General features: G+C 64.5%; 13 protein-coding genes. 10 read left to right on the top strand and 3 right to left on the bottom strand.

The genetic code is table 11. The features are described from left to right. The first annotated feature begins 18 nt into the window (after positions 1-18). Together AC3A43_RS19390 and AC3A43_RS19385 are read left to right on the top strand one after the other, a co-directional pair. Entirely contained in the window at positions 19-822 is an 804-nt protein-coding gene (locus AC3A43_RS19390) for an SDR family oxidoreductase (protein WP_487794202.1), read from the top strand. A gap of 159 nt (positions 823-981) precedes the next feature. Then, positions 982-1,500 carry a hypothetical protein gene (locus AC3A43_RS19385; RefSeq protein WP_487794201.1) on the top strand — a complete coding sequence of 173 codons (519 nt, stop codon included), beginning with the start codon at positions 982-984 and terminating at the stop codon, positions 1,498-1,500. Positions 1,501-1,613: 113 nt separating this feature from the next. Here AC3A43_RS19385 and ppc read toward each other — a convergent pair whose 3' ends face one another. The 3 genes from ppc to AC3A43_RS19370 form a co-directional block, all read right to left on the bottom strand. Then, positions 1,614-4,292: a phosphoenolpyruvate carboxylase gene (ppc, locus tag AC3A43_RS19380; RefSeq protein WP_487794200.1), complete on the bottom strand. Its 2,679-nt coding sequence runs from the start codon at positions 4,290-4,292 to the stop codon at positions 1,614-1,616. 268 nt (positions 4,293-4,560) lie between these two features. After that, positions 4,561-4,983, bottom strand: a complete 423-nt coding sequence (locus AC3A43_RS19375; RefSeq protein WP_487794199.1) for a YbaY family lipoprotein — start codon at positions 4,981-4,983, stop codon at positions 4,561-4,563. Between the two features lie 78 nt (positions 4,984-5,061). Beyond that, on the bottom strand, positions 5,062-5,628 hold the full coding sequence (locus AC3A43_RS19370) for an HNH endonuclease (RefSeq protein WP_487794198.1): 567 nt from the start codon (positions 5,626-5,628) through the stop codon (positions 5,062-5,064). Between the two features lie 170 nt (positions 5,629-5,798). On the opposite strand from AC3A43_RS19370, the gene gluQRS reads away from it, so the two are divergent. From gluQRS to AC3A43_RS19330, 8 genes are all read left to right on the top strand, one after another. Further along, positions 5,799-6,662 carry a tRNA glutamyl-Q(34) synthetase GluQRS gene (gene gluQRS, locus AC3A43_RS19365; protein WP_487794197.1) on the top strand — a complete coding sequence of 288 codons (864 nt, stop codon included), beginning with the start codon at positions 5,799-5,801 and terminating at the stop codon, positions 6,660-6,662. 9 nt (positions 6,663-6,671) lie between these two features. Then, a complete protein-coding gene (locus AC3A43_RS19360; protein WP_487794196.1) occupies positions 6,672-6,896 on the top strand; it encodes an HIG1 domain-containing protein in 225 nt (74 codons plus the stop codon). Positions 6,897-6,908: 12 nt separating this feature from the next. After that, entirely contained in the window at positions 6,909-7,490 is a 582-nt protein-coding gene (locus tag AC3A43_RS19355; RefSeq protein ID WP_487794195.1) for a cob(I)yrinic acid a,c-diamide adenosyltransferase, read from the top strand. A 193-nt stretch (positions 7,491-7,683) separates the two neighbouring features. After that, on the top strand, positions 7,684-8,952 hold the full coding sequence (gene egtB / locus AC3A43_RS19350; protein ID WP_487794194.1) for an ergothioneine biosynthesis protein EgtB: 1,269 nt from the start codon (positions 7,684-7,686) through the stop codon (positions 8,950-8,952). Between the two features lies 1 nt (position 8,953). After that, positions 8,954-9,940: an L-histidine N(alpha)-methyltransferase gene (gene egtD / locus AC3A43_RS19345; protein WP_487794193.1), complete on the top strand. Its 987-nt coding sequence runs from the start codon at positions 8,954-8,956 to the stop codon at positions 9,938-9,940. A 57-nt stretch (positions 9,941-9,997) separates the two neighbouring features. After that, on the top strand, positions 9,998-10,864 hold the full coding sequence (locus AC3A43_RS19340; RefSeq protein ID WP_487794192.1) for a 3-hydroxyacyl-CoA dehydrogenase NAD-binding domain-containing protein: 867 nt from the start codon (positions 9,998-10,000) through the stop codon (positions 10,862-10,864). A gap of 85 nt (positions 10,865-10,949) precedes the next feature. Continuing rightward, the gene (locus tag AC3A43_RS19335; protein ID WP_487794191.1) at positions 10,950-11,438 is read left to right on the top strand and encodes a hypothetical protein; all 489 of its coding nucleotides are present in this window, start codon (positions 10,950-10,952) and stop codon (positions 11,436-11,438) included. Between the two features lie 30 nt (positions 11,439-11,468). Next, the gene (locus AC3A43_RS19330) at positions 11,469-12,611 is read left to right on the top strand and encodes an epoxide hydrolase family protein (RefSeq protein WP_487794190.1); all 1,143 of its coding nucleotides are present in this window, start codon (positions 11,469-11,471) and stop codon (positions 12,609-12,611) included. Positions 12,612-12,623: the final 12 nt, after the last annotated feature.

Genomic DNA, 12,623 nt, shown 5'->3' with positions numbered 1-12,623 from the left:
GGCAGGGAGCCCACGCCCATGAACCTTCAAGACATGTTCGGCCTCGATGGCCGCATCGCACTCGTCACCGGTGGCTCGCGCGGGATCGGCAAGATGATCGTCGAGGGCTATCTCGCCGCAGGCTGCGCGCGCGTCTATATCTCGGCGCGCAAGACCGCGCAGATCGAGGAAGCCGTCGCCGATTTCGAAACGCGCTATCCGGGCAAGGTCATCGGCCTCCCCGTCGACCTCGCGACCGTCGACGGTTGCCGCGCGCTCGCCAAGGAACTCGAAGCGCGCGAAGAACGCCTCGACATTCTCGTCAACAATGCCGGCGCCGCATGGGGCGAACCCTTTGAGGGCTTCCCTGAAGCCGGCTGGGACAAGGTGATGGACATCAACGTCAAGTCGCCCTTTTTCCTGACGCAGGCACTGCACGGGCTGCTCAAGGCCGGCGGCACCCACGAACGTCCGTCGAAGGTGATCAACATCGGTTCGATCGACGGCATGCGGCTCAATCCATGGGAAACCTACAGCTATCACGCGTCGAAGGCGGCGATCCTCTATCTGACCAAGCGTATGGCGGCGCGGCTGGTGCAGGATCACATTCTCGTCACCGCAATCGCCCCCGGCGCTTTCCAGTCGGACATGAACAAGGCCGCGCGCGACCATGGCGATGCGGTCGCGCAAAGCATCCCGACCAAGCGCATCGGCGTGCCCGAGGATATGGCAGGCGCCGCGATCTTCCTCGCGTCAAAGGCGGGGGATTATGTCGTCGGCGACACGATCACCGTCGACGGCGGGCTGGTGCATGGCGATTTGAAGACCAGCATCGACGCCTGATCTAACCCATTCCTCATCGTCACGCCGGACTTGATCCGGCATCCCGCTTTGCAACGCCGAATAGCGGGACCCCGGATCAAGTCCGGGGTGACGAAAGAGGAATTTGACTCGGTTACCTCCAAGGTGTATTATGTAACTAATGCACCAAGGAGATTGTCCATGCGTCTCGCGTTCCTGATTCCCCCGATGATGCTCCTCGCCGCCTGCGGGTCGGAGGAGAAGAAAGCCGGCGAAGGCACCGAAGTCTCGATCAACGCCGGCGACGAGCATGGCGGGGTGCAGATCAAGGCCGGCAAGGACGGCGGCAATCTCAAAATCGGTGGCGACGGTGCCGCGATCAATATCGACATCCCCGATTTCGTCGACCTGAACATCGAAGACGATTTCGATATCGACGGCGTGAAACTCTATCCGGGCAGCAAAGTCACCAAGGTCGACGTCGATGCGAACGACAAAAATGGCGCCGATACCGCAACGGTCAAACTCGGCTTCACCTCGCCCGCCGCGCCGACGAAGGCCGCCGACTGGATGGCGGGCGAATTCGCCAAAAAGGGCGTCAAGGTCACGCGCAGCGGTGACACGCTGGCGGGCAAGGACAAGGACGGCGCCGATTTCCGGATCAACTTCATCCCAGATGGCGCGAACGCCAAGGGCCAGGTGGTGATCGTCAAGAGCTGAGTCTCACCAACCGTATGATCGTCATCCCGGCGAAGGCCGGGATCTCGCCGTTGCGTAGTGGCGATATGTCGAGACCCCGGCCTTCGCCGGGGTGACGGTATTGGTAGAGCGACTCACCCGCTGTTCCGCAGCGCCGTCGCGATCGCGTTGATCGTCAGCTGAATGCCCTCGGCAATGCGCGGGTCGGTCTCGCCGGCGCGGTGGCGCTTCATCAGCTCGATCTGCAGCAGGTTCAGCGGCTCGATATAGGGCAGCCGCAGCCGGATCGACGCCTCGAGCGCCGGATTCTTCTCGAGCAGCCGCGTCTGCCCGGTGATGTCGAGCAACCCGTCATGCGCCCGATTCCACCCGTCGCGGATGCGCGCGAAGATTGCGTCATGCCCGTCGATGCCCGCCGCAAGCTCGGCATAGCGCGCCGCAATCCCCATGTCGGATTTCGCCAGCACCATTTCCATATTGCCCAGCAACGCGGCGAAGAACGGCCAGCCCGCCGCCATGTCGGCCAGCAGCGCCTTGTCCTCGAATGCCGCAAAACCCTCGCCGGTGCCGTACCAGCCGGGGAGCATCGCGCGCGACTGCGCCCAGCTGAACACCCACGGGATCGCGCGCAAATCTTCGATCGCGCTGCTCTTGGTACGGCTCGACGGCCGCGACCCGATCTTGAGGCCCGCGATCTCCGCAATCGGGGTCATCGCGCGGAAAAAATCCTTGAACGTCGGCGTGTCGTAAACGAGCCCGCGATAGGCGGCGAACGCGCTATCCGACAACTGGTCCATCGCCGCGGTAAAGCGTGCCGCATCAGCATCGCTCAGCGCCTCGGGCTCCAGGCTCGCGAGCAGGCTCGCCGATACCATCGCCTCCAAATTGGTCGCCGCGCTCGCCGCGGTGCCATATTTCGCCGCGATCACCTCGCCCTGTTCGGTGATCCGAATGCGCCCCTGCACCGTGCCCGCAGGCTGCGCGCGGATCGCGGCAAAGGCGCTGCCGCCGCCGCGCCCGACCGCGCCGCCGCGGCCGTGGAACAATTGCATCGCGGTGTCGAATTCTTCGAACACCGGGGTCAGCGCCTGCGACGACTGGTACAGCCCCCAGGTCGACGTGAGATACCCGCCATCCTTGTTCGAATCCGAATAGCCGATCATCACTTCCTGATGCCCGCGCTGGCCGATCTGCGGGCCGATCTCGGGCATCGCGAAATAACGCGCCATGATCGCGGGCGCCTTGTCGAGATCGGCGATCGTCTCGAACAAGGGCACGACCATCAGGTTCGACCGGCCCGCTTCGACGCCACTCCGCCACAATCCGGCCTCGCGTGCGAGGACATGGACTTCGAGCAGGTCGGACAATTCCTGCGCCATGCTGATGATCCACTGGCAGATCGCGTCCTGCCCCAGCCGCGCGCGCACATCGGCGGCGGCGTGGACGATCGCGAGTTCGCCCGCGGTCTCGTCGCTCCACTGGTGCCAGGGCGCGGCGAGCGGCCGGTCGCTTTGCAGCTCGGCGGTGAGCAGTGCGACGCGCTCTTCTTCACCCAGCGCCAGATAGTCGGCACACACCCCCGATACCGCCAGCAGCTCGGCGAGCACACGTTCGTGCACCGCGCTATTCTGTCGCATGTCGAGTGTTGCGAGGTGGAATCCGAATACTTCGACCGCGCGGATCAACCGCCCCAAAGCTCCGATGCCGCCGAACTGGCCTTGGCTGTTCGCCGACAGGCCATTGGCGATGGTGACGAGGTCGCGGCGGAAGTCGGCGGGGGTCGCATAAGGCTCGCCCTTCAACGCTGACGGACGTGGCGGCGCCTTGCCGACAATCTGCGTATAGGTCGCGCAAAGCCGCGCATAGATGCCCGACAAAGCCCGGCGATAGGGCTCGTCGCGGCGGCTCGGCGCCGCATCGCCGCTCGCCTCGGCCAGCGCCTCGACCGCGTCGGGAACCGCAGCGAGGCTCGCCGACACCGACAACTCGGCGCCGAGGCCATGGACCGCGTCGATATAATGGCCGAGCACCGCCGCGGCGTTGCGCGCCGTCGCCATGTGCATCGTCTCGGCGGTGACGAACGGATTGCCGTCGCGGTCGCCGCCGATCCAGCTGCCGACGCGCAGGAAACTCGCGGGGCGCTGCCCCAGCTCGGCTTCCCAGCGCGCATAGAGTTTGGGCACCACGGGCAGGAAGACGTCGCGCAAATAGGTGAGCGCATTGTCGATCTCGTCGGCGACGAACAATTTCTCGGTACGCAGCGGCCGCGTTTGCCATAGCAGCACGATCTGCCGCCGGATCGCATCCTCGACCATATCGCCTTCGGGCGTCTCGTCGGCGCCGCGGTCGCGCAGCAGCATCAGCTCGGCGATGCGGTTCTTGTGGTCGAGCACCGATTTGCGCCGCACCTCGGTCGGGTGCGCGGTCAGCACCGGCGCGACGAGCGACGCGCTCAGCAGCGCCGCGATCGCATTGCCATCGATCCCGTCCGCGCGCAGTTTTTCAATCGCCGCCGCGACCGTCGCTTCGGGTTCGGCGGCCACCCCCTGCCGGTCCTCGGCGAGGTTCGCGAGCATCGAAAACAGCATGAAGCCGCGTACGAACGCGATCGTATCGTCGAGGCTCAGCGCATCGAGCCCGGGGTCGATCGCCTCGGCCCCCGCGATCCCGCGGTGCCGGTCGACGCTCGACGAGCGGATATATTCGGTCTGGCGGAACAATTTGTCGCCGCCATAGGCGCGGATGACGTCGCCGAGGATCCGCCCCAGATAGCGGATGTCGGGATTTTGCGAGATCTGGATCGGCGGCCCCATGGCACGATTGCTGCACCTGCGAACGCACAGCGTCAAGCGGCGCATAGCTATGCGCCCGGCTGCATCGGATCCAGCACCCACTTATCCTCCCCCTTGATGGGGGAGGCAGCGAAACTTGCGAACATGTTCGCTAGTTGCAGCGGTGGGGGTGCGGTCTCGGCCATCAGCAACCGTGCAACGACGCACCCTCACCCCCATCCAACTGCGCCTAATCGCTGCGCGATAAGGCTGCGTATCCTTCCCCCATCAAGGGGGAAGGGGGCTAGGATCAGCGCGTCTTCACCAGCGTCAGCGTCCCCATGTCGATCCGGCTGCGGCCATCGAACGCCACGCTGTTGCGCGTGTCGGTGATGAACATGAGCCGCCCCGACGCGTCGGTGATGCGTGCCGACACGGCATAGCTGTGCCGGGGGTCGAGCGGACGCTGATCGACCGTCAGCGAAAAGGCGAACGGCACTTGCCGTCCGTCGGCGGTGAAGCTTTGCTGCGCGATGGTGCGCGAGGGCGCATCCATCAGGCTGACGTCGCTCAGCTGGATTTCGATCTGCGCCGTTGGCGGCAACGCCATGCGTTCGCGGTACGTAATCTGCCCGGTCACCGACACCGGCTGTTCGGACGGCCCCAACGTCGCGCACGCGGCGAGCGGCAGGGTGGCGAGGCTGAGCGCCAGAGCGCGGGCGATACGGACCATGGTTGTTCTCCTGTTATGGCTCGCGGCCCGGTAGCGCCGCCGCGATGAACCCTGTCTGTCCGGTTTGTTGTCCATCGGTCAGCCTTCGAGTTCAACATCCCAATAGAGCCAGTCGATCCAGCTCGTGTGCAGATAGCCGGGCGGGAAGGCGCGGCCATTGTCCTGCAGCTGCCAGCTCGTCGGGCGCCAGGGCTGGTGATAGATCGGCATATGCGCCTGTTGCGGGGTGCGGCCGCCCTTCTTCAGGTTGCACGGCGCGCACGCGGTGGTGACATTTTCCCACGTCGTTCGCCCGCCCAGCCGGCGCGGCACGACATGATCGAAGGTTAAATCCTTGCCCGACCCGCAATATTGGCAGGAAAACCGGTCGCGCAGAAACAGGTTGAAGCGCGTGAAGGCCGGATGCTGCGACGGCTTCACATATTGGCGCAGCGCGATCACGCTGGGGATCGGCATCGTCTTCGTCGGCGAGTGAATTTCGCGTTCGTAATTTTCGACGATGGTGACGCGGTCGAGGAAAACCGCCTTGACCGCGGTTTGCCATGGCCACAGGCTCAAGGGATAGTAACTGAGCGGCGTATAGTCGGCATTCAGGACAAGAGCGGGACAATTATCGGGATGCCGGGCGAGATCGGGATGGAACATGGCTTTAGAACGCTGCCCCCATGGTTGTACGGGTTGGCGCGCCACTGCCTTTCCCAAGTGACATGCGTATTACATGCCGCATCAGAATCTGACGTCAAGGGGGCTTTTGCCGCAAGATATGGAAGGATTTACCGGAGGTCGGCACAGGATATGGAATTTTCATACCCTCCATGCTGACCCGTTTCGCGCCCAGCCCGACCGGCGATCTCCACCTCGGCCACGCCTATAGCGCGGTGCTCGCGCATCGCGCCGCGCGGGCTGCGGTCGGGCGGTTCCTGATCCGCATCGACGATATCGACGGCAACCGGTCGCGCGAGGAATATATAGGGGCATCGCTCGCCGACCTCGCCTGGCTCGGGCTCGACTGGGACAGCGATCCGGTGCGGCAGTCGGCGCGGCTTGGCGATTATGCCGCCGCGCTCGACCATCTGCGCGCGCGCGGGCTTGTCTATCCGTGTTTTTGCACCCGCGCCGATATCGCCGCCAGCCTGTCGGCGCCGCATGGGCCCCCACATGGACCAGCGGGCGCGATCTACCCCGGAACCTGCCGCCATCTGTCCGAAGCCGACCGGACACGGCGCCTTGCGGATGAACCGCATTGCTGGCGCCTCGACACCGCGCGCGCACTTGCCGAAAGCGGCGAACTGCAATGGGAGGAGGCGGGGCAGGGGATGCGTGCCGCCGATGCGCTCGCCCACGGCGATATCGTCCTCGCGCGCAAGGACGCGCCGGCGAGCTATCATCTTGCGAGCACGCTCGACGATGCCGCGATGGGGGTGACGCACGTAATCCGCGGTGCCGACCTGATTGCCTCGACCGATGTTCACCGGCTGCTTCAGGCGCTGCTTGGCCTGCCGACCCCGCTCTATCACCACCATGCGCTCGTCTGCGGGCCTGACGGCAAAAGGCTGGCGAAACGCGATGCCGCGGCGTCGCTCGCCTCGCTCCGCACGGCCGGGGTCGACGGGCGCGCGCTCGCCGTCGATTTGGCCTTCGACCGGCTTCCCACTGGCTATTCGCTGCAAAATCCCTAGATAGACATTATGGAAATCCTGCTCATCCTTGGCGTCGTGATTGCCGCCGGCTTCGTCCTCTTCTCGCTCGCGCGGGGGCTCTTCTATTTCTCGCAGGGGCATAAGGCCCAGATGGACGGCACCGCGCACGAAAATCAGGTGATGCAGAACAAGATGATGATGTCGCGCGTGAAGTGGCAGGCGATCACCATCATCCTGCTCGTGCTGATCGGCCTGTTTGCCGCCGGCAAGTAAACGACCTTACCGATGGTCAAGCTCAACAAGATATATACGCGTACCGGCGACGACGGCACCACCGGACTTGTCGATGGGTCGCGCGTTGCCAAATCGGATACGCTGATGGTGGCGATCGGCGACGTCGACGAGGCGAACAGTGCGATCGGCATCGCCGCCGCCGCGCTCGACTCCGCGAGCAGCGAAGCCGCGATGCTTTCGCGCATCCAGAACGAGATGTTCGACCTTGGCGCCGATCTTGCGACCCCGGCCGACATCCAGTTCGGCTTCGGCCCGCACGACATGGCGCTGCGTATCGTGCCGAGCCAGATCGCGCGGCTCGAAGACGAGATCGACGCGATGAACGACGACCTCGATGCGCTCAAAAGCTTTATCCTTCCCGGCGGGACCGAAGCCGCGGCGCGGCTCCATCTCGCGCGCGCGGTCACCCGCCGCGCCGAACGTGCCGCGGTCGCGGCGGGCGGCGAGCGCGACCTCAATCCGCTCGCGCTCAATTACCTCAACCGCCTGTCGGATCATCTGTTCGTGCTCACCCGGCACCTGAATGCCGCGGCGGGCGGCGACATCCTTTGGAAACCGGGCGCGACGCGCTGATCTGCGGGTCACATGGCGACCCAAATTTCGTCACCACGGACTTGATCCGGGGGCCATGCGGTCATGGACGCCGGGTCAAGCCCGGCAGGGCGAAGAAGGGCGTTGTTCCCTAAACGTTCTGGACAATCGGTCGCGGTGTAACCATAATTGGCCTTGCTGCGAAACGAATCGTACCCGGGGGGATTGTCACATCATGGCCAGCCGTACCGACGCTCAAAATCGTATCGATCCGCTGGAAGATCTCGGCCGGCGCTTTGCCGCGACGCGGCGCCTGTCGCTCGATCTGGTGGCGCCGCTCTCCGACGCCGATGCCAGCGCGCAGTCGATGCCCGACGCCTCGCCCGCCAAATGGCACCTCGCGCACACGACCTGGTTCTTCGAAACCTTCATCCTGCGCGATCATGTCGCGGGCTATGGTCTCTTCGATGAACGTTATCCTTTTCTTTTCAACAGCTATTATGAGGCCGAAGGGCCGCGCCACGCGCGCCCGCAGCGCGGCCTGCTGACGCGCCCGTCGCTCGACGAAATCTGCATCTGGCGCGCGCATGTCGACGCTGCGGTACAGACCGCACTGCCCGACCTGCCGCCCGCCGCGCACGCGCTCGTCGATCTGGGCATCCATCATGAGCAGCAGCATCAGGAATTGCTGCTTACCGACCTCCAGCATCTCTTCGCGCAGAACCCGCTCGGCCCGGCGGTGTGGAAGGCTTTGGCGATCACGAGTGAAGTTGCGCCGTTTTCCGCGATGAAATGGATTAAGGGGGCGGAGGGCGTCGCCTCGGTCGGGCACAGCGGCACCGGCTTCGCGTTCGATTGCGAAGGGCCGCGGCACGACGCGCTGCTGCCCCCGCACGCGCTCGCCAGCCGTCCGGTGAGCAATGGCGAATGGCAGCAATTCATCGACGACGGCGGCTATCATACCCCGTCGCTCTGGCTCAGCGACGGCTGGGCGTGGGTGCAGGCCGAAGATATCGACGCGCCCGCCTATTGGGACGGCGATCACCAGTTCACGCTTGCCGGCTGGTGCGCGATCGACCCCGCCGCGCCGGTCACGCACATCAGCTTCTACGAGGCCGACGCCTTCGCCAGCTGGGCCGGCGCCCGCCTGCCGACCGAGTTCGAATGGGAGGCCGCCGCGGCCGCCTTCGACCCGGCATCGGGACAGCAACTCGATGCTGCGGGGCCGGTGCAGCCCGCCGCACCCGCCGATGACACCGACTTGCAACAGATGTTCGGCAGCGTGTGGGAATGGACCGGCAGCGCCTATCGCCCCTATCCCGGCTTCCGCGCTGCCCCCGGCGCGGTCGGCGAATATAATGGCAAGTTCATGAGCGGCCAGTTCGTGCTGCGTGGCGGCAGCTGTGCGACCCCCCGCGGCCATCTGCGCGCCTCCTACCGCAATTTCTTCTACCCCCATCAGCGCTGGCAGTTCACCGGCGTGCGGCTCGCAAAGGATCTTTGACATGGGCGTTGTACGCAATCTTAGACAAGTTGCGGCCGACGACGCCGGCGTCGACATCGCCTTCCGCGCCGACGTCCACGCCGGCCTGAGCCAGCAACCAAAGGCGATTCCTGCGCGCTGGTTCTACGACGCAACCGGATCGGCGCTGTTCGAGGATATCACCGCGCTGCCCGAATATTATCCGACGCGCAGCGAAACCGATCTGCTCACCCGCCACGCCGTCGATATCGCTGTGGCGATCGGCCCGGACCGGGCCGTCGTCGAGCTCGGATCGGGAAGTTCGACGAAAACGCCGCTGCTCCTCAACGCGATCGATCCCGCCGCTTATGTGCCCGTCGACATCTCGGGTGATTTCCTGCGCGACAGCTCGGCGGCGCTCGCCGCGCGGTTTGCGGGGCTGCCTATCTATCCGGTCGAGGCCGACTTCACCCAGCGCGTGACGTTGCCCGATGAAATCGCCGACCTGCCCAAGCTCGGTTTTTTCCCCGGCAGCACGATCGGCAATATGGTCGCGCGTACCGCAGTCGATCTGCTTCGCAACTGGCGCTGTGCGCTCGGCGAGGGGGCGCTGCTGCTGATCGGTATCGACCGGATCAAGGATGTGGCGACGCTCGAACTGGCCTATGACGATCCTTCGGGCGTGACCGCGGCGTTCAACCTCAACCTGCTTGAGCGGATCAATCGCGAACTCGATGGCGATATTCCGGTCGAAAATTTCGCACATCGCGCGATCTGGGACGATGTCCATGCCCGCATCGAAATGCATCTTGTCGCGGCGTGCGACATGGAGTTCACGGTCGACGGCCGCAGCTATGCGATGGAGAAGGGCGAAACGATCCACAGTGAGAACAGCCATAAATACGGGCCGCGTGACGCGAGCCTGCTGCTCCGTGCGAGCGGCTGGACCCCGATCGCGACATGGGACGATGTCGATCCCGCCTTTGCCCTGATCCTCGCCGAAGCGACCGCTTTCCGCTCGGCCCCTTGACGCGCGGGACCGAGGCCGTAGGGGCACGGGCAACGGGGTTCAGCGAAAGGGCAGAATATGATCGTCGGCGTTATCGGAGCGGGGCAAATGGGCGCGGGCATTGCGCAGGTGTCGGCGGGCGCCGGGCACGAGGTGCTGTTGTCCGACATCGACCTCGCGCGCGCCGAAACGGGCAAGGCGGGGATCGCCAAGGCGCTCGGCCGGCTCGTCGCCAAGGAAAAGATGACGCAAGCGGACGCCGACGCGCTGCTCGGCCGTATCACGCCGGTCGCCGATCACAGCGCTTTCGCGCCCGCCGATCTTGTGATCGAAGCAGCGACCGAGCGCGAGGAAATCAAGCGTGCGATCTTTGCCAGCGTCGGCCAGCATCTGTCGTCGACCGCGATTCTCGCCAGCAACACCAGCTCGATCCCGATCACGCGCCTGGCTCAGGCCGCGCCCGATGCGGCGCGCTTCATCGGCGTCCATTTTTTCAATCCGGTCCCGGTGATGGGCCTGATCGAACTGATCCGCGGCCTTGCGACGAGTGACGCAACACTGAAGACGGTCGAAGCGTTCGGCCGCGGGCTAGGCAAGGAAATCGTCCACGCGAACGACGCGCCGGGTTTCATCGTCAACCGCGTGCTGATGCCGATGATCAACGAAGCGGTCTTCGCTTTGGGTGAAGGCGTCGCGACGATGCAGGATATCGACGCCGGATGTCGCCTCGGACTCAACCACCCGATGGGCCCGATCACGCTCGCCGATTTCATCGGGCTCGACACCTGCCTCGAAATCATCCGCGTGCTCTACACCGGCACCGGAGATCCAAAATTCCGCCCTGCGCCCTTGCTCGTCCAATATGTCGATGCCGGCTGGGTCGGGAAGAAGGCGGGGCGCGGTTTCTATGACTGGACAGGCCCCGAACCGGTTCCGACACGCTGACGCCTACAAAGAGGCGTGGAGCCGGCTGCGTTTCCGTGCGTTAAGCCTGTGGGCCGCTCTGGCCGGAGCAACAGAGGAAAAGATCATGCGCAGCAAACTTTTGATGGGCCTGGGGGTCGTCGCCTTTATCCTGCCGGTCCATTCCTACGCCCAGCAGGGGGCTCCCGAAGATTCGACGATCAAGGACACCGCCAATACGGTGACCGAACCGTTTGACGGAAAGGAAGCACCCCCCAAGCTTTTGGCGATCCAGGAGAATCCCTATTCCCTCGCAGGGCTTGGAAAATGCGCCGCGATCTCCAAGGAAATCACCGAGCTCAACGACGTCTTGGGTGCCGACGTCAATGAACAAGTCGATAAGGATCGCGCCAAGAAGCGCGAGGAAACCGCGGGCCGCGTCGCGGGCACGGTCGCGGGAGGGATCATTCCGTTTCGCGGGCTGATTGGCGAAGTCACCGGCGCCAACGCCGAACGGCGGCGTTACGCACAGGCGGTCTATGCCGGGACGGTGCGGCGCGGTTTTCTGAAAGGCGTCGGGCTTGAGCGCGGTTGCAAGGCGCCCGCGCGTCCCTGACAATATGGCTGAATAAAGGGGGGGGCGTAGATGCAGGTCGATAATATCCGGGCTTTTACGATCGATGTGCCGCAAGCCGCGCTCGACGATCTGAAGGAGCGGTTGGCGCGCACGCGCTGGCCGGAGAAAGAAACGGTCGACGACTGGGATCAGGGCATCCCGCTTGCCTATGCGCAGGAGCTGGCAGCGTATTGGCGCGATGAGTATGACTGGCGCGGTGTGGAGTCCCGGCTCAATTCGCTGCCCAACTACCTTGCGACGATCGACGGACTCGATATCCATTTTCTGCATATTCGGTCGGCCAATCCGAGCGCGAGGCCGCTGGTCCTGACGCACGGCTGGCCGGGTTCGGTGATTGAGTTCCTCGATGTGATCGAACCGCTTTCGGGCGATTACCATCTCGTGATCCCGTCGCTTCCCGGCTATGGCTTTTCGGGCAAGCCCGCCGAGGCCAAGTGGAGCGTCGAGCATATCGGCGCAGCGTGGGACGCGCTGATGCGGGCGCTCGGCTATAATCGCTATTTTGCGCAGGGCGGCGATTGGGGCAGCGCGGTGACCTGTGCGATCGGGATGAACCATGCCGATCATTGCGCGGGTATCCACGTCAACATGGTGGTAGGGGCCCCGCCGCCCGACCTGATGACCGACCTTTCCGATAGCGAAAAACTCTATCTCGCGCGCTTCGGCTGGTATCAGGCAAAGGACAGCGGCTATTCGACCCAGCAAGCGACGCGGCCCCAAACGATCGGCTATGCGCTCACCGATTCACCGGTGGGTCAAATGGCGTGGATCGTCGAAAAATGCCATGGCTGGACCGATTGCGGGCATCAACCCGGGGGGCAGTCGATCGGAGGTCATCCCGAAAATGCGCTGTCGCGCGACGCCATGCTCGACGCCGTCAGCCTCTATTGGCTGACCGCAAGCGCGGCCTCTTCCGCACGGCTCTATTGGCACAGCTTCCGCAATTTTTCGGCGGGAGAAATTCTCGCGCCGACCGGATGCAGCCTGTTTCCGAACGAGATCATGCGCCTTTCGCGGCGCTGGGCCGAGCGGCGTTACAAGAACATCGTCTATTGGAACGAACTCGATCGCGGCGGACATTTTGCCGCGTGGGAACAGCCCGACTCGTTCGTCAGCGAAGTCCGCGCAGCGCTGGCGCAAATGACGCTATAGCGAGGCCGCCGA

The organism is Sphingopyxis sp. Soil_C_28 (assembly GCF_057657055.1).
Note: the sequence above shows the minus strand (reverse complement) of the source record. Positions and strands in the feature narration are given on the sequence as shown.